General features: G+C 72.5%; 17 protein-coding genes. 9 read left to right on the top strand and 8 right to left on the bottom strand.

What is annotated here, in order from left to right; genetic code table 11:
- Positions 1-117: 117 nt before the first annotated feature.
- Positions 118-1,479: a glutamine synthetase family protein gene (locus C6376_RS17950; protein ID WP_057583457.1), complete on the bottom strand. Its 1,362-nt coding sequence runs from the start codon at positions 1,477-1,479 to the stop codon at positions 118-120.
- 353 nt (positions 1,480-1,832) lie between these two features.
- Between C6376_RS17950 and C6376_RS17945 the strand changes: the two genes are divergently transcribed.
- Positions 1,833-3,053, top strand: coding sequence for a globin domain-containing protein (locus C6376_RS17945; protein ID WP_107444339.1), 1,221 nt, complete (start codon positions 1,833-1,835; stop codon positions 3,051-3,053).
- Between the two features lie 65 nt (positions 3,054-3,118).
- Here the strand turns inward: C6376_RS17945 and C6376_RS17940 are convergent, their stop codons facing one another.
- Complete coding sequence (locus C6376_RS17940) at positions 3,119-3,565, bottom strand: Rrf2 family transcriptional regulator (RefSeq protein WP_107444338.1); 447 nt, start codon at positions 3,563-3,565, stop codon at positions 3,119-3,121.
- 142 nt (positions 3,566-3,707) lie between these two features.
- Here C6376_RS17940 and C6376_RS17935 point away from each other — a divergent pair, with 142 nt between their 5' ends.
- The 4 genes from C6376_RS17935 to C6376_RS17920 all read left to right on the top strand — a co-directional run bounded on the left by C6376_RS17935 (position 3,708) and on the right by C6376_RS17920 (position 9,075).
- Positions 3,708-4,370, top strand: a complete 663-nt coding sequence (locus tag C6376_RS17935; RefSeq protein WP_107444337.1) for a DUF3105 domain-containing protein — start codon at positions 3,708-3,710, stop codon at positions 4,368-4,370.
- 11 nt (positions 4,371-4,381) lie between these two features.
- A complete protein-coding gene (locus tag C6376_RS17930; RefSeq protein ID WP_254075991.1) occupies positions 4,382-4,981 on the top strand; it encodes a DUF305 domain-containing protein in 600 nt (199 codons plus the stop codon).
- A 313-nt stretch (positions 4,982-5,294) separates the two neighbouring features.
- A complete protein-coding gene (locus tag C6376_RS17925; RefSeq protein WP_107444335.1) occupies positions 5,295-7,238 on the top strand; it encodes a protease pro-enzyme activation domain-containing protein in 1,944 nt (647 codons plus the stop codon).
- An 82-nt stretch (positions 7,239-7,320) separates the two neighbouring features.
- Positions 7,321-9,075 (top strand): NAD+ synthase, encoded by a 1,755-nt coding sequence (locus tag C6376_RS17920; protein ID WP_107444334.1) that lies wholly within the window; start codon positions 7,321-7,323, stop codon positions 9,073-9,075.
- A gap of 134 nt (positions 9,076-9,209) precedes the next feature.
- On the opposite strand, the gene C6376_RS17915 is transcribed toward C6376_RS17920, so the two are convergent.
- The 4 genes from C6376_RS17915 to C6376_RS17900 all read right to left on the bottom strand — a co-directional run bounded on the left by C6376_RS17915 (position 9,210) and on the right by C6376_RS17900 (position 14,092).
- On the bottom strand, positions 9,210-10,433 hold the full coding sequence (locus C6376_RS17915) for an MFS transporter (protein WP_107449036.1): 1,224 nt from the start codon (positions 10,431-10,433) through the stop codon (positions 9,210-9,212).
- Between the two features lie 109 nt (positions 10,434-10,542).
- Complete coding sequence (locus C6376_RS17910) at positions 10,543-11,604, bottom strand: endonuclease/exonuclease/phosphatase family protein (RefSeq protein ID WP_107444333.1); 1,062 nt, start codon at positions 11,602-11,604, stop codon at positions 10,543-10,545.
- A gap of 170 nt (positions 11,605-11,774) precedes the next feature.
- Entirely contained in the window at positions 11,775-12,407 is a 633-nt protein-coding gene (locus C6376_RS17905; RefSeq protein WP_254075990.1) for a TetR/AcrR family transcriptional regulator, read from the bottom strand.
- A 92-nt stretch (positions 12,408-12,499) separates the two neighbouring features.
- Positions 12,500-14,092, bottom strand: coding sequence for an MFS transporter (locus C6376_RS17900; RefSeq protein WP_107444332.1), 1,593 nt, complete (start codon positions 14,090-14,092; stop codon positions 12,500-12,502).
- Between the two features lie 181 nt (positions 14,093-14,273).
- Here C6376_RS17900 and panB point away from each other — a divergent pair, with 181 nt between their 5' ends.
- The 3 genes from panB (at position 14,274) to C6376_RS17885 (ending at position 17,180) form a co-directional block, all read left to right on the top strand.
- Positions 14,274-15,149, top strand: coding sequence for a 3-methyl-2-oxobutanoate hydroxymethyltransferase (panB, locus tag C6376_RS17895; protein ID WP_107444331.1), 876 nt, complete (start codon positions 14,274-14,276; stop codon positions 15,147-15,149).
- A 190-nt stretch (positions 15,150-15,339) separates the two neighbouring features.
- Positions 15,340-16,365: an ATP-binding cassette domain-containing protein gene (locus C6376_RS17890; protein WP_107444330.1), complete on the top strand. Its 1,026-nt coding sequence runs from the start codon at positions 15,340-15,342 to the stop codon at positions 16,363-16,365.
- The gene (locus C6376_RS17885) at positions 16,362-17,180 is read left to right on the top strand and encodes an ABC transporter permease (RefSeq protein ID WP_107444329.1); all 819 of its coding nucleotides are present in this window, start codon (positions 16,362-16,364) and stop codon (positions 17,178-17,180) included. Before C6376_RS17890 ends, C6376_RS17885 begins: the two co-directional genes overlap by 4 nt.
- 111 nt (positions 17,181-17,291) lie before the next feature.
- Here C6376_RS17885 and C6376_RS17880 read toward each other — a convergent pair whose 3' ends face one another.
- Positions 17,292-21,017: a BTAD domain-containing putative transcriptional regulator gene (locus tag C6376_RS17880; protein ID WP_107444328.1), complete on the bottom strand. Its 3,726-nt coding sequence runs from the start codon at positions 21,015-21,017 to the stop codon at positions 17,292-17,294.
- A gap of 187 nt (positions 21,018-21,204) precedes the next feature.
- On the opposite strand from C6376_RS17880, the gene C6376_RS17875 reads away from it, so the two are divergent.
- Positions 21,205-22,005 carry a site-2 protease family protein gene (locus tag C6376_RS17875; RefSeq protein WP_107444327.1) on the top strand — a complete coding sequence of 267 codons (801 nt, stop codon included), beginning with the start codon at positions 21,205-21,207 and terminating at the stop codon, positions 22,003-22,005.
- Here the strand turns inward: C6376_RS17875 and C6376_RS17870 are convergent.
- A complete protein-coding gene (locus tag C6376_RS17870; protein WP_254075989.1) occupies positions 21,995-22,213 on the bottom strand; it encodes a hypothetical protein in 219 nt (72 codons plus the stop codon). The two genes, C6376_RS17875 and C6376_RS17870, sit on opposite strands and share 11 nt — an antisense overlap.
- Positions 22,214-22,239: the final 26 nt, after the last annotated feature.

Raw genomic sequence — 22,239 nt, 5'->3', positions numbered from 1 at the left:
CGTTCCGGGGCGGGACCGCCCGCGGACGGCCCAGGGCGGTGAGACACCGCGGGACCGACGGTCCACGACCGTCGGCCCCACAGCGTCATACAGCAGCGAACCCGCCCTGGCCTGCGGCTACAGCACCGGCAGGTTCTTGCGCAGTTCGAAGGCGGTGACCTCGGAGCGGTACTCCTCCCATTCCTGGCGCTTGTTGCGCAGGAAGAAGTCGAAGACGTGCTCGCCCAGGGTCTCGGCGACGAGGTCGCTGCGGTCCATCAGGGTCAGGGCCTCGCCGAGGTTCTGCGGGAGGGGTTCGATGCCCATGGCGCGACGCTCGGCGTCCGACAGCGCCCAGACGTCGTCCTCGGCGCCCGGCGGGAGCTCGTAGCCCTCCTCGACGCCCTTGAGGCCGGCGGCGAGCAGCATGGCGTAGGCGAGGTACGGGTTGGCGCCGGTGTCGAGGGAGCGGACCTCGATGCGCGCGGAGCCGGTCTTGCCGGGCTTGTACATCGGCACGCGCACCAGGGCGGAGCGGTTGTTGTGCCCCCAGCAGATGTAGGACGGCGCCTCGCCGCCGGCGCCGGCGGTGCGCTCGGAGCCGCCCCAGATGCGCTTGTAGGAGTTGACCCACTGGTTGGTGACGGCGGCGATCTCGGCGGCGTGCTTCAGCAGGCCCGCGATGAAGGACCGGCCGACCTTGGACAGCTGGTACTCCGCGCCGGACTCGTAGAACGCGTTGCGGTCGCCCTCGAAGAGGGAGAGGTGGGTGTGCATGCCGGAGCCGGGGTGCTCGCTGAACGGCTTCGGCATGAAGGTCGCCTGGACGCCCTGCTCCAGCGCGACCTGCTTCATCACCAGGCGGAAGGTCATGATGTTGTCGGCCGTGGAGAGCGCGTCGGCGTAGCGCAGGTCGATCTCCTGCTGGCCGGGGGCGCCCTCGTGGTGGGAGAACTCGACCGAGATGCCCATCGACTCGAGCATGGTGATCGCCTGGCGGCGGAAGTCCATGCCGATGTTGTGCGGGGTGTGGTCGAAGTAGCCGGAGTTGTCGGCCGGGGTCGGGCGGGAGCCGTCGGTCGGCTTGTCCTTCAGCAGGAAGAACTCGATCTCCGGGTGGGTGTAGAACGTGAAGCCCAGGTCGGAGGCGCGGGCGAGGGCCCGCTTGAGGACGTAGCGCGGGTCGGCGAAGGACGGGGAGCCGTCCGGCATGAGGATGTCGCAGAACATGCGGGCGGTGCCGGGGGCCTCCGCGCGCCAGGGCAGTACCTGGAAGGTGGAGGGGTCCGGCTTGGCGATCATGTCGGACTCGTAGACCCGGGCGAAGCCCTCGATCGCGGAGCCGTCGAAGCCGATGCCCTCGTCGAAGGCCTGCTCGAGCTCGGCGGGGGCCACGGCGACGGACTTGAGGAAGCCCAGCACGTCCGTGAACCACAGCCGTACGAACCGGATGTCGCGCTCCTCCAACGTCCGGAGCACGAACTCCTGCTGCTTGTCCATCTTCCGCTTCCCCATCCTTGCTGGTCAGGCCGCCTGCCTCCGGTCCCGGGGAGCGGCGGTCGGGCACCTGAGCATCAGACCACATCCCCGTTTCGGGCGCGTTGCCGACCATGATCGCCTCGGCGACCCGGACCTGAACGCCTCGTGTCCGGCGGGTGTCCTGCTCTGCCGCCCATCTTGCCTGCTCCGACCGGTATCCGTAATGCCCGACCCCCTCCGTCCGCCTCTCCGCTTAATTTGCATCTCAAATGCAACTTTAACTAGGGTGCCGAACGGCCGCACGGGACGAACCCCGCGACCGCCCCATGGCCCTGTGGCCCATGCCCCATGCCCCGTGAGCTCGAGGAGCCCCGATGCTGTCCGAACAGTCCGCAGCCACCGTCCGCGCCACCCTTCCCGTGGTGGGCGCGGCCATCGGCGACATCACCGAGCGGTTCTACGCCGGCCTCTTCGCCGCCCACCCCGAGCTGCTGCGCGACCTGTTCAACCGGGGCAACCAGGCGGCCGGCACGCAGCGCCAGGCCCTGGCCGGTTCCATCGCCGCCTTCGCGCGACACCTCGTCGACCACCCCGGGGACCGTCCCGACGCGATGCTCGGCCGGATCGCCCACAAGCACGCCTCGCTGGGCGTCGCGCCCGAGCAGTACCCGGTCGTCCACGAGCACCTCTTCGCCGCCATAGCGGACGTCCTCGGCGAAGCGGTCACTCCCGAGGTGGCGGCCGCCTGGGACGAGGTCTACTGGCTGATGGCCAACGCGCTGATCGCCGTCGAGCGGCGGCTGCTCGAGGAGCGGGACGGCGGCCCGGGGGCCCGGCCCTGGCGGGAGTGGGAGGTCGTGGAGCGCTTCGAGGAGACCGCGGACGTGGTCACCTTCCGGCTGCGGCCGCGGGACGGGGCGCCCGTCCGGGAGTTCCGTGCGGGCCAGTACGTGTCCGTGCGCACCCGGCTCGCCGACGGAGCCCGCCAGATACGCCAGTACAGCCTCTCGGGGGCACCGGACGCGCAGCTGCGGCAGATCAGCGTCAAGCGCGTGGCCGGCGGCGAGACGACCGCGTCGGGCGTGCTCACCCCCGAAGGCGAGGTCTCCCAGCACCTTCACGCGCACGTGCGGGAAGGCGACGTGCTGGAGCTCTCCGAGCCGTACGGCGACCTGGTCCTCGACGACGCCGACGGCGCCCCGCTGCTGCTGGCCTCGGCCGGCATCGGTGTCACCCCGATCGTCGCCATGCTGGCCCACCTCGCCGCCGTCGGGTACGAGGCGCCCGTCACCGTCGTCCACGCGGACCGCTCCCCCGCGCACCACGCCCTGCGCGCGGACCACGAGACCCACGCGGCGAAGCTGCCGGACGCCTCCGTGCACCTCTGGTACGAGCGACAGGCCCCGGCGGGCGCCCGGACCGGGCTGGCCGACCTCACCGACGTGCCCGTCGCGCCCGGCACGCGCGCGTACCTGTGTGGCCCGCTCCCCTTCATGCGCGCGGTGCGGGCGCAGCTGATCGAGAAGGGCGTCGCCCCCGCGGACGTCCACTACGAGGTGTTCGGCCCCGACCTGTGGCTGGCGACGGCGAGCTGACGCCGCGGCCGGCGGCGGCCCGGGGCGCGGCCCACGGCGAGGGCCCGCCCGGGGCGCCGCGCGGGTCAGGCCCGTCCCGGAATCCCCAGCAGCAGCGGGCCCGTCGGCTCCGTCACGAGGTCCGCGAGCGTGAGCGGGTCCAGGGACCGGTAGAACGCCTCCTGGGCCCGGCGCAGAGCGCCTCGCAGACGGCAGGCCGAGCTCAGGGGGCAGGGGGCCGGCCCGCCCTCACAGTCGACGACGTCGCCGTCCCCCTCGAAGGCGCGGACGACCGCGCCCACGGACGCCGCGCGGCCCGGTCCGGTGAGGGCGAGGCCGCCGCCCCGGCCGCGCCGGGCCTCGAGCAGCCCCATGTGCTGGAGCTCGGCGACGACCTTCGCCGCGTGGGTGTAGGGCACCTGCATCGCCGCGGCCACCTCCCGGGTGGTGGGGGTGACCTGCGGGTTCTCGCCTGTCACCGCGAGTCGCATCAGGACGCGCAGCGCCAGGTCGGTGGATCGCAACAGCCGCATGAGACGAAGCGTAGATAATGCGCATCTCGGGTTCAAATTATCTCGGGCCCCGGCCGTATCCCGTCTACGACAATCCCCCGCGTCGCACTACGATCAGCGGACCCGTTCGTCAGTTCCCCCTTTCCCGAGAAGGACAGGCCTCATGGGTTCCGCCAACACCACCGGCAGTGCGGCGCGCAAGGCGCGCATAGAGGAGATGCGGCGGGCCGAACAGGCTCGTGAGCGGCGAGGACGTGTCCTCGTGATCGGGGGCAGCGTCGTCGCCGTCGTCGCGCTCGTCGCCGGCGGCGTGTTCGTCGTGAGGTCGCAGTCCGGCGACGACGCCCCCGCCGCCGACTCCAAGGCCTCCGGGAAGTTCGTCACCGGCGCGGACGGGGTCAGGACGTGGCAGGGGAAGCTGGGGCGCACGCACGTCACCCGGACCGTGAAGTACCCGACCGAGCCCCCCGTCGGCGGCGACCACAACCAGGTCTGGATGAACTGCAACGGCGACGTCTACGAGAAGGCGCTGAACAACATGAACGCCGTGCACTCGCTGGAGCACGGCGCGGTCTGGGTGACGTACAACAGCAAGGCGGGCAAGGCCGACGTCGACGCCCTCGCCGCCAAGGTCAAAAAGACGCCCTACACCCTGATGAGCCCGGACGACGCCCAGGCCGACCCGATCATGCTCACCGCGTGGGGCAACCAGCGCACGGTGACGGGGGCGGGCGACCCGAACGTGGACAAGTTCTTCGCGAAGTTCGTGCAGGGCGAGCAGACGCCCGAACCGGGCGCGGCGTGCACGGGCGGTCTGCCGCAGTGAGGTACGCGGGAGTGGCCGTCGCCGTGGCCGGGGTCCTCGTCGCCGCGGGAGCCGTCACCTACTCGGTGGCCGAGGACGGCGGGGCGGGCGCCGACGCCCCGGTCGCCGACTCCGCCGACGCCGGGTTCGCCCGGGACATGGCGGTGCACCACCAGCAGGCCGTCGAGATGTCGTACGTCGTGCGCGACCGGACGACCGACGAGGAGGTGCGGCGGCTCGCCTACGACATCGCGCAGACCCAGGCGAACCAGCGCGGCATGCTGCTCGGCTGGCTGGACCTGTGGGGGCTGCCGAAGGTGTCGTCCGAACCGCCCATGACCTGGACGGGCATGCGCGGGATGAGCGGCGGCGAGGACGGCGCGCTCATGGTCGGCATGGCCACCGACGCCGAGATGAAGCGGCTCGGCACGCTCAACGGCAAGCAGGCCGAGATCCTCTATCTCCAGCTGATGACCGCCCACCACAAGGGCGGCGTCCACATGGCCGAGAGCTGTGTCGCCAAGTGCACGGTCGGCGTGGAGAAGCGGCTGGCGCAGGGCATGGTCGAGGCACAGCAGTCGGAGATCGATCTCATGGCGGGGATGCTGAAGGCGCGCGGCGCCAAGCCGTGACCGGCCGGCGGCCCGGCCGCGTCGGGCTCCGCGCGCCGGCCGCGGCCGGGCCGGGCCGTCCGGCCCTGCCTCGCGCGGCCCTCAACCGGGCCTTCGCGTGGCCGTCCTGACCCTCCCGGCCCGCTCGTCCCGTCCGTCGGCCCAACTCATAGGGTTTTCCCTCGACTTCGCGGACGAACCCGTCAAACCATGCCAGAAAGCAGCCACTTGGGCGCTTCTTGGTGTTCGCATTCCCCTGGCATGAAGCGTTCGTCGCCAGAGTGGCCCGCACGTCGAGTGATCCACTCGCGTCGAACCACATACAGGGGGTCCTATGAGATCCAATCGCGCCACGCTGCGCGCCGCGAGCATGGCAGCGACACTGCCCATGATCGCCGGCGCGCTGGCGCTCGGCATACCCGCGGCGCACGCCGCGGACGCCCCGGCCCGCGCCACGCTGACCGGGACCAAGCCCGCGTGGGCCACGGCCAAGGCGGACAAGGGCTCGACCCCGGACAGCGCGCAGGTCTCCGCCCGGGTCTACCTCGCGGGACGGGACGCCGCCGGCCTCGCGCAGTACGCGAAGTCGGTCTCCGACCCGAGCTCCGCCGCCTACGGCAAGTACCTCTCCGCCGCGCAGACCAAGGCCCGTTACGGCGCGACCGCGGCCCAGGTGGCCGCCGTCAGGTCGTGGCTGGCGGCGGCCGGTCTGAAGGTGACCGGCACGAGTGAGCACTACGTCTCCGTCAGCGGTGACGTGGCCGCCGCCGAGAAGGCGTTCGGCACCCAGCTGCACAACTACGCCAAGGGCTCGAAGACCTACCGGGCCCCGGCCAGGGCGGCCACCGTCCCGGAGAGCCTCGGCGGCGCCGTCCTGACCGTCACCGGCCTGGACAACGCCCCGCACAAGGCGACCCACAGCGACCAGCTGCCGGGTCCCGGCGCCGTGTTCAAGAACTCCGGACCGTTCTCCTCGTACTACGGTTCGAACATCGCGACCACGCTGCCGAAGGCGTACGGCAAGTCGATCCCCTACGCCGTCCAGGGCTACACCGGCAAGCAGCTGCGTGCCGCCTACGGCGCGGGCTCGTACACGGGCAAGGGCGTGCGCGTCGCGATCACCGACGCCTTCGCCTCGCCGACGATCGCCTACGACGCGGCCACGTACGCGAAGAAGCACGGCGACGCCGCCTGGAAGACCGGCCAGCTGAGCCAGGTGCTGCCCAAGAACTACACCCACACCGGCGCCGACGAGTGCGACGCCTCGGGCTGGTACGGCGAGGAGACCCTCGACGTCGAGGCCGTGCACGCGGTCGCGCCGGCCGCGAACGTCACGTACGTGGGCGCCGCGTCCTGCATGGACGACGATCTGCTCGACTCGCTCAGCAAGATCGTCGACAACCACCTGGCCGACATCGTCTCCAACTCGTGGGGCGACATCGAGGCCAACCAGACGCCGGACCTGGCGGCCGCCTACGACCAGGTCTTCCAGTTCGGCGCGGTCGAGGGGATCGGCTTCTACTTCTCCTCCGGCGACAACGGCGACGAGGTCGCCAACACCGGCACCAAGCAGGTCGACACCCCGGCCAACTCGGCGTGGGTGACGGCGGTCGGCGGCACCTCGCTGGCGGTCGGCAAGGGCGACAAGTACCTGTGGGAGACCGGCTGGGGCACCGAGAAGGCCTCGCTGTCCGCGGACGGCAAGAGCTGGACGGGCTTCCCCGGCACGTACACCTCGGGCGCGGGCGGCGGCACCAGCAAGACGGTCGCCGAGCCGTACTACCAGAAGGGCGTCGTCCCGAAGGCGCTCGCCACGGCCAACAACGCCGCCGGCAACCGCGTCGTCCCGGACATCGCGGCGATCGCCGACCCGAACACCGGCTTCAAGGTCGGCCAGACCCAGACCTTCCCGGACGGGTCCGAGCAGTACAGCGAGTACCGCATCGGCGGCACCTCGCTGGCCGCACCGGTCATCGCGGCCGTGCAGGCGCTGGCCCAGGAGGCGCGCGGCGGCAAGGCGATCGGTTTCGCCAACCCGTCGATCTACTCCAAGTACGGCTCGCGGGTCTACCACGACGTGACCGACAACCCCACGGGGTCCGGACTCGCCGTGGCGCGCGTCGACTTCGCCAACAGTGTCGACGCCACCGGCGGCCTGCTGACCTCCGTCCGCAGCCTCGGCAAGGACAGCTCGCTGTCCGCGGTGAAGGGCTACGACGACGTCACCGGCGTGGGCACGCCCGCGAACGGCTACGTCGACTCGTACCGCCGACGCTGAGCACCGTGACGTGATGGGGGGCGTGAGGGGATCGACACCCCCGCACCCCCCATCGCGTCGCTCTGACGATTACACTGTTCCCGTGCCTCAACTTCGTCTCGCCCTGAACCAGATCGACTCGCGTGTCGGCGACCTCGCCGGCAACACCGAAACGATCCTCCGCTGGACCCGGCACTCCGCCGAGCAGGGAGCCCACCTCGTGGCGTTCCCGGAGATGGCGCTGACCGGGTATCCCGTCGAGGACCTCGCCCTGCGCTCCTCCTTCGTCGAGGCCTCCCGCGCCGCGCTGCGGCAGCTCGCCGCGCGCCTCGCCGACGAGGGCTTCGGCGGGCTGCCGGTCGTCGTCGGCTACCTCGACCGGTCGGAGAACGACCAGCCGCGGTTCGGCCGGCCGGCCGGTTCCCCGCGCAACGCCGCGGCGGTGCTGCACGGCGGCGAGGTGGTACTGTCCTTCGCCAAGCACCACCTGCCCAACTACGGCGTCTTCGACGAGTTCCGCTACTTCGTGCCGGGCGACACCATGCCGGTGCTGCGCGTGCACGGCGTCGACGTGGCCCTCGCGATCTGCGAGGACCTCTGGCAGGACGGCGGCCGGGTCCCCGCGGCGCGCTCCGCCGGGGCCGGGCTGCTGCTCTCCGTCAACGCCTCCCCCTACGAGCGCGACAAGGACGACACCCGCCTGGAGCTGGTGCGCAAGCGGGCGCAGGAGGCCGGCTGCACCACCGCCTACCTCGCGATGATCGGCGGTCAGGACGAGCTCGTCTTCGACGGCGACTCGATCGTCGTCGACAAGAACGGCGAGGTCGTCGCGCGGGCCCCGCAGTTCTCCGAGGGCTGCGTGGTCCTGGACCTCGACCTGCCCGCGGCCTCCCCCGACGCGCCGACCGGCGTCGTGGACGACGGACTGCGCATCGACCGCGTGGTGCTGTCCGAGGAGCCGCTGCCGCGATACGAGCCCGAGCTGAGCGGCGGGTACGCGGAGCGGCTGGACGACGCCGAGGAGGTCTACTCGGCGCTTGTCGTGGGCCTGCGGGCGTACGTCGCGAAGAACGGGTTCCGGTCGGTGCTCATCGGGCTGTCGGGCGGGATCGACTCGGCGCTCGTCGCGGCCCTCGCCTGTGACGCGGTGGGCGCGCAGAACGTGTACGGCGTGTCGATGCCGTCCAAGTACTCCTCCGACCATTCCAAGGGCGACGCGGCGGAGCTGGCCCGGCGCACCGGGCTGAACTTCCGCACGGTGCCGATCGAGCCGATGTTCGACGCCTACATGGGCTCGCTGGGGCTGACGGGCCTCGCCGAGGAGAACCTCCAGTCGCGCCTGCGCGGGACCCTGCTGATGGCCGTCTCCAACCAGGAGGGCCACATCGTCCTCGCCCCCGGCAACAAGTCGGAGCTGGCGGTCGGCTACTCCACCCTCTACGGCGACTCGGTCGGCGCGTACGGCCCCATCAAGGACGTCTACAAGACGTGGGTCTTCCGGCTCGCCGAGTGGCGCAACCGCGCCGCGGCCGAGCGGGGCCAGACGCCGCCGATCCCGGAGAACTCGATCACCAAGCCGCCGAGCGCCGAGCTGCGCCCGGGGCAGGTGGACACGGACTCGCTCCCGGACTACCCCGTCCTGGACGCGATCCTCGAGATGTACGTGGACCGGGACCAGGGCGCGGACGCGATCGTCGCCGCCGGGTACGACCCCGCGCTGGTCGCCAGGACCCTGCGCATGGTCGACACGGCCGAGTACAAGCGGCGGCAGTACCCGCCGGGCGCGAAGATCTCCGCGAAGGGCTTCGGCAAGGACCGCCGCCTCCCCATCACGAACGGCTGGCGCGAGTCGCTGTAGCCGGGCTCGGGGAGCCGCCCCGGCAGGGCCCGCACGGAACCCGGCCGGGGCGTCGAGGCGGGCCGGCGCAGGGCGGGCCGGCGCAGGGCGGGCCGGCGCAGGCCCTACCCGCAGCCGGCCGGGTCGGCGGCGCGTCAGTGACGTGCCGCCGCCTCCGCCGGGCGCGGTACGTGGGTCGCGACGACGCGGTCGCGGACGGGGCGTCGCGGGGCGCGGCGGGCGTCGACGGCGTACGCGACGCCGGCCACCCCCAGGCCCAGCACCGCCAGCGCCGCCCCCGCGATCGCCGGGGAGGTGACGCCGTAACCGGCCGCGAGGGTCAGGCCGCCGATCCAGGCGCCGCCGGCGTTGGCCAGGTTGAACGCGGCCTGGTTGGCGGAGGAGGCCAGCGACGGGCCCGCGGTCGCCCGTTCCATCACCATCAGGTTGAGCGGGGAGCCCGTCACGAACGCCGCGACGCCCAGCAGGACCACGGCCAGCGCGCCGCCCCAGGCCGTCGTCATCAGCAGCGGGAACAGGGCCAGGACCAGGACCAGCGAGGTGAGTCCGGCGAACAGCGTGGGCCGCATCGCGTGGTCGGCGAGCCGGCCGCCGAGCAGGTTGCCGACGGTGGCGCCGACGCCGAACAGCGCCAGCAGCAGCGTCACGCTGGAGCCGGCGTACCCGGCGGATTCCGTCAGCATGGGCGTGATGTAGCTGTAGGCGGCGAACAGGGCGCCGAAGCCGGCCACCGTCGTGCCGAGCGCCAGCCACACCGGCAGCGAGCGCAGGGCGGACAGCTCGCGGCGCAGGCCGACGGCGGGCGCCCGGGTGTGGTCGTGCGGGATCAGCAGGGCCAGGGCGGCGATCGCCGCCAGGCCGATCACGCTGACACCGAGGAAGGCCGCCCGCCAGCCGAGATGCTGGCCCACGAGGGTGGCGGCGGGGACGCCCGCGATGTTGGCGACGGTCAGACCGAGGAACATCAGCGACACCGAACGGGCCTTGCGCTCCGGCGCGACCAGCGTGGTGGCCACCACCGCGCCGACGCCGAAGAAGGCGCCGTGCGGCAGACCGCTGAGGAATCGGGCGGCCAGCAGCCAGCCGTTGTCCGGGGCCAGCGCGGAGAGCGCGTTGCCCGCGACGAACAGGACCATCAGGGAGATCAGGACCGTGCGGCGGGACATCCGCGCGGTCGCCGCGGCGAGCAGCGGCGCGCCGATGACGACGCCGATCGCGTACGCGGAGACCAGGTGTCCGGCCGCCGGGATGGAGATGTGCAGGTCACCCGCGACGTCGGGCAGCAGGCCCATCATCACGAACTCGGTGGTGCCGATGCCGAAGGCACCCACGGCCAGGGCGAGCAGGGCCAGAGGCATGCAGAACTTGCCTTTCAGGGAGAGCGGGTTCCGTTTCATCATACGGTTCGTATGTTCAACTTCGGAACAAAGTCTCCCCGGCCCTGTATTCCGGCGGGCGACGCCCGGGTTACGGTGTGGTGACCTTCACACGCGCCGCCACCGGCAGATGGTCGCTGCCCGTCTGCGGCAGCGTCCACGAGGTGACCGGCGCCACACCCTTCACCATGATCTGGTCGATGCGCGCCATCGGGAACGACGCGGGCCAGCTGAACCCGAACCCGCTGCCCGCAGCGCCCTGCGTGGAGCGCATCTGGGAGGTCACGGCGTTCAACGAGCGGTCGTTCATGGTGCCGTTGAGGTCGCCGAGCAGGATCACCCGCGTCAGCCGCTCGTCGGCGATCGCCTCGCCCAGCGCGTCCGCGCTCTTGTCGCGCTGCCGGGCGGTGAACCCGGCCTGCAACTTGACCCGCACCGAGGGCAGATGGGCCACGTAGACGGCGACCTCCCCCTGCGGCGTCGCGACGGCCGCCCGCATGGCGCGCGTCCAGCCCAACTCGATGTCGACGGCCCGCACACCGCTCAGCGGGTACTTGCTCCACAGCCCGACCGTGCCCTGCACCGAGTGGTACGGGTACGTCGCCGCCAGCGCCTTCTCGTACACCGGGACGGCCGAGGCGGTCAGCTCCTCCAGGGCGAGCACGTCCGCCGCGGAGGCGGCCACGTCCCGGGCGGTGCCCGCCGGGTCGGGGTTGTCGGCGTTGACGTTGTGGGTGGCCACGGTGAGATCGCCGCCGGTGCCGGTGCGGTCGACGAGCAGCCCGCCGAAGAGGTTCGTCCACACCACGACCGGCAGGACGACGGCGATCAGCGCGGTCGCCGACCTGCGCACCACCGCGAGCACCAGCAGCACCGGCACGAACACGCCGATCCACGGCAGGAACGTCTCCGTGAGACTGCCGAGGTTGCCGAACCGGTTCGGGATGCGCGAGTGCAGCAGCATCACCAGGGACAGCGCCAGCGCCACACCCGCGACGACCAGACCGCGCCGCCAGATGCGCGGGTCCCCCCGCCAGCCCGTGGTCAGCCGACCGAGAAGACGTCCGATCAGGCGCCGGAGCCGGACTCCCCGAGGCTCGTGTCCCGAGTCTCCGTCGCCGTCCGTCTCCGTCATGTACGCCTGCTGCGCCATACCGCCGCCTCACTGCCTGCCGTGCACCGTCCGTCCCCCGGGTACGACCCTAGGGGATGATCGGCTTGGTTCTCGCCGTCTCGTGACGGCCGTACGGGAACGATGACGAGGGGCGCGGTCCCACGGGTTCCGGCGGCGGGCACGGCCCGGTCTGTGACGGAACGCTCACATCAGGGGTGCGCGTCCGGCGTGCTGACGGGGCGTAGTCCGGCGAGCAGCGAGTCGACGATGCGCTCCGGGAGGTCCTCGGGCAGATCGGCGTCGGGGCGCAGGACGGCACGCACGAGCATGGGGCCGACGAAGATGTCGTTGACCAGTTCGAGGTCGAGGTCGGCGCGGAGTTCGCCGTTCTCCTGTCCCCTGCGCAGGACTTCGACGCCCAGCCTGCGCCGGGGCGCTATCACCGTGTTGTGGTAGACCGTCCAGATCTGCGGGCTGCTCTTCATCTGGGCGTGGACGTTGTGCAGGATCGCCGAGGAGCGGCTGGCGAGTCCGCGCCGGCGCAGCGCCTCCAGCAGCACCACCAGGTCGTCGCGCATGGAGGTGCCGGGGAGTTCGGGGTCGTCGGGCTCGGCGGCCCGCAGCACGTCCACGAACAGCGCCTCCTTGCCGCTCCAGCGCCGGTAGATGGTGGCCTTGCCGACGCCGGCGGTGCGGGCGATGCGCTCGATGGACAGCTCGGCGAGCGAGACGCCGTCCTCCAGCAGCTTCATCGTGACCTCGATGATGGCCCGTTCCAGGGCCTCGTTCCGGGGCCGCCCCCGGACGGGCTGCTCGACGGCTGCGCTGTCGGCGGGGCTCACGTCCACTGATCCTTTCGTCGCACTGGGGAATTGTCGCCCACGGCGGGGGCGGGTGCGGCGACTCCCTGCCGCACCCGCCCACCCACCGGTCACTACGACGTGGTCCGGGCCGGTTCCGCCTCCTCCGCGTCGGCGGGCACGGGCTTCGGGCGGCCCGGCAGGAACGCGGCGACCACGGCCGCGCCCACGAGCGCCACCCCCGCCCCGCACAGCGCCGTGACGTGCATGGCGTGCAGGAAGGCGTCGTTGGCGGGGCCGACCAGCGCCCTGCCCCGGTCGCCGAGGCTCGCGGCGACCCCCAGCGTCGCCTCGATCGACTCGCCCGCCGTGTGGCGCAGGCCCTCCGGCAGCGTGCCGAGGCTGCCCTCGATGCCGTTGCGGTACGACGCCGACAGCACCGAGCCGAGGACCGCGATGCCGAGCGCGCCGCCGACCTGGCGGAAGGTGTTGCTCAGCGCGGAGGCCGAGCCCGCCTTCTCGCGGGGCAGGGCCTGCATGATGACCACGCTGGTCGGGGTCATGATGTGGGCCATTCCGGCGCCCATGCAGAAGAAGACGACCTCCAGCAGCCAGATCGGGGTGTCCGCCTCCAGCAGGGCGAACGCCCCCAGGGTGGCGGTGAGGAGGAGCATCGCCGCCGTGGTCGTGGCCCGGACTCCTATGCGGTCCACGACGAGGCGGGCGCGCGGCGCGAAGATCAGCTGGGCGGCGGCCAGCGGCAGCAGCAACAGGCCGGTCTGCAGCGGTGAGTAGCCGCGCACGCTCTGGGTGTAGAAGACCGAGAAGAACGTCACGCCCATGAGCGCGAAGAAGACGAGCGCTATGACGGAGATCGCGGCGGAGAACACCTTGTTCCGGAAGTACCCGACGTCGATGGACGGATGGTCGCTGCGCTTCTCGAAGACCACGAACGCGGCGAGGACCGCCAGTCCGGCCCCTATGGTCACGAGCACGGTCGGATCGGTGAAGTCGGCCAGCTCACCGCCCTTGATGATGCCGTACACGAGCAGGACGAGGCCGACGACCGACAAGGCGACGCCGACGGGGTCGAGACGGCCGGGGCTCGGGTCGCGGGACTCGGGCACCAGCCACATCATCAGGCCGAACGCGAGCAGCACGATGGGCACGTTGATGAGGAACACCGAGCCCCACCAGAAGTGCGCGAGGAGCAGACCGCCGGTGATGGGGCCGATCGCGATGGCGAGCCCGACGCCGCCCGCCCAGATGCCGATCGCCTTGGGCTGCTCCTCGCGCTCGAAGACGTTCATCAGGACGGCGAGGGTGGCGGGCATCACGAAGGCGGCCCCGAGGGCCATCAGCGCGCGGAAGGCGATGAGCTGGGCGGGCGAGCCCGACTCGGCCGCGAGCGCGGATCCGATGCCGAACACGGCGAGTCCGCCGAGCAGCACCTTCTTGCGGCCGATCCGGTCGCCGAGGAGCCCTGCGGAGAACAGCAGTCCCGCGAAGACGAGCGTGTAGGCGTTGATCGCCCACTCCAGCTCGCTCTGGGTGGCGCCGAGGCCGGTCGGGGCGGGTGTCGAGATCGTCTTGATCGCGACGTTCAGGATCGAGTTGTCGAGCACCACGATCAGCAGGCTCAGCATCAGGACGCCGAGGATCGCCCAACGACGCCGGTGCACCGCTTCCGGTATCCGCGGAGCGGTGGGGACGGCAGGAGTAGTCATGGCGCCGAGCTTAGGGCGTTTCCGATACGGAACCGTCTCGTATCGGAATGCCCGGGTGCGTTTCTTACTGAGGTTTTACCCACAGGGGGCGCTCTGGCTCTCGCCCGGGCGAAGTGCCACCATGGGCAGTGGTCCGGGGACGCCGTGAGGGCGCCTCGAGATGACGTTAGGAGCCGTTGCCATGACGCAGCTCTCGGCTGCCCGCAATGCCCCGCAGAAGCCCACCGACGGCAGCAACGCGCTGTACGGGGGCAAGGGCACGCGCCGTATCACCGTCCGCGACATCGCCCTCGCCAAGGAACGCGGCGAGAAGTGGCCCATGCTCACCGCCTACGACGCGATGACCGCCTCCGTCTTCGACGAGGCCGGGATCCCCGTGATGCTCGTCGGCGACTCGGCGGGCAACTGCCACCTCGGTTACGAGACGACCGTGCCCGTCACCCTCGACGAGATGACCATGCTGTCGGCGGCGGTCGTGCGGGGCACCAGCCGCGCGCTGATCGTCGGCGACCTGCCGTTCGGCTCCTACCAGGAGGGCCCGGTGCAGGCGCTGCGCTCGGCGACGCGCCTGGTGAAGGAGGCCGGGGTCGGGGCCGTGAAGCTGGAGGGCGGCGAGCGCTCGCACCGGCAGATCGAGCTCCTCGTGGAGTCCGGCATCCCGGTGATGGCGCACATCGGCCTGACCCCGCAGTCCGTGAACGCGATGGGTTACCGCGTGCAGGGGCGCGGCGAGGAGGCGGCCCAGCAGCTGCTGCGGGACGCCAAGGCCGTGCAGGACGCGGGCGCGTTCGCGGTGGTGCTGGAGCTGGTCCCGGCGGAGCTGGCGGCCGAGGTCACGCGGGTGCTGCACATCCCGACCGTCGGCATCGGCGCCGGTGCGGAGACGGACGCCCAGGTACTGGTGTGGACCGACATGCTCGGGCTGACCGGGGGCCGGGTGCCGAAGTTCGTCAAGCAGTACGCGAACCTGCGCCAGGTCATGGGCGACGCGGCGAAGGCGTTCGCCGAGGACGTCGTCGGCGGCACGTTCCCGCTGGACGAGCACAGCGTGCACTGAGCCTGCCGCGCCGAGCGGGTGGACGCCGGCCGGTCCGGGACGGAAAAATCCCCGGCCGCGTCCACCCGTCGGCGCGCTGTAGGCGGTGTGTCGGCGGTCTGTAGGCGGTCTGTCGGTTCCCCGCAGGCGCCGTCGGCCGCTGTCGACGGCGTGTCGGAACTCTGTCGGCGGCGGTTGCCACTGTTGCGGCATGACGCGAATCCACGACAACCCCAGCGGCGCGGGCAGCGCCGTGACCGTCCGGGGGCTGGTCAAGCACTACGGCGAGACCAAGGCACTGGACGGGGTCGACCTCGAGGTGCGCGAAGGCACCGTGATGGGGGTCCTCGGGCCGAACGGCGCCGGCAAGACCACCCTCGTACGGATCCTGTCCACCCTGCTGGCCGCCGACGCCGGCCGGGCGACCGTCGCCGGCTACGACGTCGCGGCGCAGCCCCGGCAGCTGCGCCGGGTGATCGGCCTCACCGGTCAGTACGCCTCCGTCGACGAGAAGCTCCCCGGATGGGAGAACCTGTACGTCATCGGCCGGCTGCTCGACCTGTCCCGCAGGGACGCCCGGGTGCGCGCCGACGAGCTGCTGGAGCGGTTCACGCTCACCGAGGCCGCCAGGCGGCCCGTGGCCACCTACTCCGGCGGCATGCGGCGGCGGCTGGACCTCGCCGCGTCGATGATCGGACGGCCGAGCGTGCTGTTCCTCGACGAACCCACCACGGGGCTGGACCCCCGCACCCGCAACGAGGTGTGGACCGAGGTCAAGTCCATGGTCGGGGACGGCGTCACCGTACTGCTGACCACCCAGTACATGGAGGAGGCCGAGCAGCTGGCCTCCGAGCTGACCGTCGTCGACCGGGGCAAGGTCATCGCGGGCGGCGGCATCGAGGAGCTGAAGGCCCGGGTCGGCGGCCGCACCCTGCGGATCCGGCCGGCCGACCCGCTGCAGCTGCGACCGCTGGCCGGACGGCTCGACGAACTCGGCATCACCGGGCTCGCCGCCACCGCCGTGGACGTCGAACGCGGCTCGCTCCTGGTGCCGGTTCTCAGCGACGAACAGCTGACGGCCGTCATCGGCGCGGTCAGCGCCCGCGGCGTCACCCTGGCCTCCCTCACCACCGAACTGCCCAGCCTGGACGAGGTGTTCCTCGCCCTCACCGGCCACCGCGCCGGCTCCCCGAACGACGCCACGCCCACCGAGACCCGCGAGGAGGTCGCCGTATGAGCGCGGCCACGATCGACATCGCCACCGCAGCCGACGGACGCATCCCGCTGCGCAGCCACCTGCGGCACACCGGTGCGCTGATCCGCCGCAACCTGCTGTGGATCCGGCAGGACCCCGAGTCGATGTTCGACGCGGTCCTCTTCCCGGTGGTCTTCACCCTGCTCTTCGTGTACGTCTTCGGCGGCTCCATCGGGCAGTCGCTGGGCGGCGGTCAGCAGGCGTACGTGCAGTACGTCATCCCCGGCATGCTGGCCATGATGGGGATGAACATGGCGCAGGGCGTGGGCACCGGCTTCAACACGGACTTCAACTCCGGGGTCATGGACCGCTTCCGGTCGCTGCCCATCGGACGGGGCTCGGTGCTCTTCGCCAAGATCGTCGTGGAGCTGATGCGCATGCTGGTCGCCTGCGCGATCCTCATGGTGGTGGCCGTCCTGGTGGGCTTCGACATCACCCACTGGCCCGGTCTCTTCGCCGCCGTGGGACTGGCCACGGTGTTCGGCTCGGCCCTGATGTGGGTGTTCCTCACGCTCGGCGTGATCATGAAGAGTCCGCAGTCCGTGCAGGCGATGGGCTTCCTGGTGCTGATGCCGCTGCAGTTCGGCTCGTCGATCTTCGCGCCGACCCGGTCGATGCCGGGCTGGCTGCAGAACTTCACCGCGTACAACCCGCTGTCCGCGCTCGCCGACGCGGCGCGCGGACTCATGGTGGGCGGTCCGGTCGCGCACGGCCTGTGGGTGACGCTCGCCTGGTCGGCCGGGCTCACCGCGGTGATGGCGCCGGTCGCGATCTACAAGTTCCGCACGAAGACCTGAGCCGCGGGCGGACGCGGAGCCGCCACGACCGGGCCGGCACGACCCGGCGGCGTGAGCCGAGGCCGGTACGACCGGGCCCGCCGACGACCCGGTCCGGGCCGGACGGGCGCGTCACACCAGGGCGGTGGCCTCCTCGTAGGAGAGGCCGCCGCCCTCGGCGTACGCCCGCTCGAAGCGTTCGTCGCCGAGCGCTGCGCGGGTGCGGTTCAGGGCGAGTTCACGGGCCTCGCGCTCCAGGCGCGGGGGGACGTGTCGCGGCGGCAGCAGGGCCTCGGCGGCCCCGAGACAGCGGGCGCCGGCGTCCGCACCGCCGTCCAGGCCCGTGAGGGCGGTCGCGGCGATGGAGAGATAGAAGGAGCACAGGTGCGGGGCGACGGCCTGGGACACCGGATCGGTCGCCCGGCCGAGGGCGGAGCGGATCCCGGGCAGGGCCTGCGCGTACCGGCCGTCGACCACCTCCAGCCAGGCCTCCGCGCCCAGGACGAACGCGTCGAAGACCGCGAAGTTGCCTAACGTGAAGCGCTCGCGCAGCAGCCTGAGCTGTTCGCGCGCCTCGGCGATGCGCCCGGTCGAGCCGAGTCGGCCGGCCAGGAAGAGGCGGGCCGCGGGGACGGCCTCGTTGCCGCCGTGCGTCGGCCCGTCGATCACCTCGCGCAGCAGGCGCTCGCCCTGCTCCCCGTCGCCCGCTTCCAGCAGCACGCTGCCCAGCCGGGCGCCGAGGACCGCCGCGTGGGCGCGGGCGCCGATCTGTTCGGCGTGCTCCCTGGCGCCCGCGTAGTCGTCGGCGGCGCGGCGGTAGTCGCCGAGCCGCTCATGCGCTTCCGCGCGCGCGGACAGAGCCTCCACGATGCCCCACACGTCGCCGAGACGGCGGAAGATCTCCAGGGCCTCGTCCGCGTCGCGGAAGGCGCTGCCCGCCCAGTCCGCGCGGTTGGCGAGGACGTTGGCGCGCATCTGCAGGCAGGAGGCGAGCTCCCACTCGTAACCGGGCGTGCGGCGGCAGGTCTCCACGTTGGCGTCGACGATGACGCGCATGCGGTCCGTGTCGCCGGTCAGCATCACGGCGAAGAACCAGAGCAGGCCGGGCGCGCGGCAGGTCTGCGGGAGGCCGGGTTCGTAGGTCTCGGCGATCAGGGCCAGTTTGCGCTGCGCCGCCGGGGTCTGCCAGTCGTCCAACTGGTTCTCCATGCAGGCGAAATGGGCCAGATGGACGCCCCGCCGGGCCTCCAGGAGGGTTTCGCCGGTGAGCGGCGGCGGGAAGTCGGTGCAGGGCTTCCAGACCGGGGCCGCCCGGCGCAGCGGCTCGGCGAAGGGGTCGGGACCGAGAGCCATGACCTCGGCGCACCAGGCTCCCGCCTCGAGGCGCAGGTCCCGCATCTGCCAGTACCAGACGAGGGACAGCGTCAGACTGAGCGCCTCCTGCTCGTCGCGGGCGGCGACCGCGCGGCGCAGCGCGGTGCGCAGGTTCTCGTACTCCAGCTGGATGCGTTCGGCGGCCTCGCGCTGACCGGGACCGCGCAGCAACGGCTCGTTGGTGCGGGCGAACTCGCGGTAGTACGTCAGATGCGCGCGCTCGGCGTCGGCCCGTCCACCCGACTCGTCCAGCCGCTCGGCGGCGTACTCGGCGACCGTCTCCAGCAGCCGGTAGCGCATGTCCCCGCCGGGCGACGGGGCGGCGACGACGAGGGACTTGTCGACCAACGAGGCGAGGGTGTCGAGGAGTTCGCGGGGCGGCCGGCCCGCGCGGGCGTCCCGCACATCCCCACGGCCGTCCACGCCGTCTCCGCGGCCCCCCTCGCCGCCCCTGTCCCCGCCACGGCCCGGGGCGGCGCCGCACACGGCCTCCACGGCGGCGAGGTCGCAGCCGCGTGCGAAGACCGACAACCGGGACAGGGCGTCGCGTTCGTCCGCGTCGAGCAGGTCCCAGGACCAGTCGACGACGGCCCGCAGCGTCTGCTGGCGCGGCAGCACCGTGCGACTGCCGGAGGTGAGGAGACGGAAGCGGTCGTCGAGGCGGTCGGCGATCTGACGTGGTGTCAGCATGCGCAGACGGGCGGCGGCCAGCTCGATGGCGAGGGGCAGGCCGTCCAGACGCCGGCAGATCTCGGCACAGGCCTCCGGGTCGTCCTCGGCGCGAAAGCCCGGCCGGGCGGCCGCGCCCCGGTCGGCGAGCAGCCGCAGGGCCACCGGCTCGGGCAGCGGGTCGAGCGGGCGCAGCCGCTCACCGGGCACGCCGAGGGGCTCGCGGCTGGTGGCCAGCACCGTCACCCACGGACAGCGTGCCAGCAGTTCCTCGACGAGCCGGGCGGCCGCCTCCACCACGTGCTCGCAGTTGTCGAGAACGATCAGCATGCGGCGCCGGGCGCAGTGCTCGACCAGGCGCTCCACGGGGTCGCCGTGGCGTTCCGCGGCGGCCCGCAACTCCTCGGCGCCGGCGCCGTACAGCACGGTCTCGCGGGCTCCCACGGCGGTGAGGACGGCCTGCGGCACGGCGTCCGGGGCGGCGACGGGCGCGAGCTCGGCCAGCCACACGCCGTCGCTCGCGATGTGCCGTACGGTCTCGGCGGCCTCCTGCGACAGCCGTGTCTTACCGGCCCCGCCGGGTCCGAGCAGGGTGACGAGGCGCGCGCCGGCCAGGTCCTCCCGGATGGCCGCGATGTCGTCCTCCCGGCCGACGAAGGAGGTGAGCCGGGCTCGGAGGTTGCCGGGGTCCCGCGGTCCCGAGGTCTCGGCAACCGGGCCGGCGGGAGTCGGGTCGCCCGGCCGCGGTTCGGCGGCGGCCGTATCGCCGGAAGCCGCGTCTCCCGGCCTCCCCGGGTTCCCCGGACTCCCGGTGCTCTCATCGGCCGGACGGCGCTCGGGAGCACCGGAGAGCCCGCGCCGCTCCGGCCCACCGGAACCACCGGAGAACCCGGACCCGCCGAGGTCGCCGTTGCCGCCGGAACGGTCCGCCCCGTCGAGACGATCGAGGCCGCGGAAGTCGCGGGAGAAACCCGAGCCGGTGGAGGATTCGGCGTCGCGAGAGCGCCCGGGGCCGCCCTGGGCGCCGGCGTCGCGCGCGAGCCCGGGGCCGCCGGAGGCGCTCGGGCCGGCGGCGGCGCCGGAGTTCACGGGGTTGAGCAACTCCGTGTGGAGTGCGCGTAGTTCGGGGCCCGGGTCGGCGCCGAGGCGGTCGGCCAGCAGTCTGCGTACCTCGTCGTAGGCGACCAGCGCCTGCGCGGTGCGGCCCGCGTCGCGCAGCGCGCGCAGGCGCAGGGCCTGGAGGGGCTCGTCCAGGGGGTGGGCGTCGCACAGGGCGGTGAGTTCGGGCAGCGCCTGCCCGGCCTGGCCCTGGGCGATCGCGGCGGTGTGGCGGGCGCGCAGCGCGTCGAGCCGGCGGGCCTCCCAGCGGCCGGCCTCGGCGGTCCGGTCGGGCAGGTCGGCGAGGGCCGGTCCGTGCCAGAGGGCGAGCGCGTCGTCCAGGAGGACGGCCGCCTTCGCCGGGTCGCCGTCGGCGAGGGCGCGGACGCCGTCGCCGGTCAGCCGCTCGAAACGGTGCAGGTCGACGTCGTCGGGGGCGGCGGACAGCCGGTAGCCGCCCTCGGCGGAGTCGATCGCGTCCGCCCCGAGGGCCCGGCGCAGCCGCCCGACCAGTGCCTGCAGCGCGCCCTGCGCGTCGGCCGGCGGGTCACCCGTCCAGACCTCCTCCACCAGCAGCCCCGCGGGAACGCTCCGGCCGGCCCGCAGGGCCAGCACGGTGAGCAGTGCGCGCAGCCGCGCTCCGCCGACGGCGACGGAGCTTCCGTCCGGACGGAGTGCCTGGGTGGTGCCGAGGATGCGATAGCGCACGGGGTTCATTCTCTCCGGTGGGATCGTGGTCGGTCACGGGGTTGCGTCGGGGTGGCGCGAGCGGCCGCCGCACGGGAGACCGGTCGCGCCGGAACCGACGGCGCGGACGGGACGTTTCTCCTGTACGCCACGTCCGGGTACGGTCGGGCAGTTCCACCAGCGCGTGCCGGACGCGCGAACCGATCCAGGGAGCTCCATGACCACCGCCACCTCCCGCCGCAGCGAGCGGCGGGTCAGTCCCGTCTTCCTGGGGATCCTGGCCGTCACCGCGGTCACGGGCTGGGCCACCTGGTCCGGGTTCGCCGAGCAGCCGGGTGTGGCGGTGTTCCTGTTCGTGACGGCGGCGTGGATCGTGTCGCTGTGTCTGCACGAGTACGCGCACGCGCGCACCGCTCTGCACAGCGGGGACATCTCGGTCGGCGCGAAGGGGTACCTGACGCTCAACCCCCTCAAGTACACGCACGCCCTGCTCAGCGTCGTGCTGCCGGTGCTGTTCGTGATCATGGGCGGGATCGGCCTGCCGGGCGGCGCCGTCTTCATCGAGCGCGGGCGGATCCGCGGGCGGTGGCGGCACAGCCTGATCTCGGCGGCGGGACCGCTGACCAACGTGCTGTTCGCGGTGGTGTGCACGGCGCCCTTCTGGCTGGACGCGCTGGACGGGGTGCCGGACGACTTCCGGTACGCGCTCGGCTTCCTCGCCCTGCTCCAGGTCACGGCGGCGATCCTGAACTTCCTGCCGGTGCCGGGGCTGGACGGCTACGGGGTCGTCGAGCCCTGGCTGTCGTACAACGTGAAGCGGCAGGTGGAGCCGTTCGCGCCGTTCGGGCTGCTGTTCGTGTTCGCGCTGCTGTGGGTGCCGGCGGTGAACGGGGTGTTCTTCGACATGGTCGACGCGGTGCTGCGCGCCCTCGGGATCAGCGACTTCGACACGTACTGCGGACAGTCGCTGTACCGCTTCTGGCAGGGCACGGAGGAGTACTGCGCGGTCAGCCCGTGACGTCGGCGCCGGCCGACCGGCGGAGCTTGTCGCGCTTCACGTAGTACCAGGTCATGTTGGACGACAGGCCCGCGAGCAGCACCCAGACGATGCCCAGGAAGCTGCCCTGGACGAAGGAGACGACCGCCGCGGCCACGGCGAGCACGCAGACGGCGAGGCTGTAGAGGGCGAGCCGCCGGGCCGGGCGGGTCGGGGGAAGGGCGGACATGGGGCGGTTCTCCTGTCGGGGGACAC

The organism is Streptomyces sp. P3 (assembly GCF_003032475.1).
Taxonomy (GTDB): Bacteria; Actinomycetota; Actinomycetes; order Streptomycetales; family Streptomycetaceae; genus Streptomyces.
Note: the sequence above shows the minus strand (reverse complement) of the source record. Positions and strands in the feature narration are given on the sequence as shown.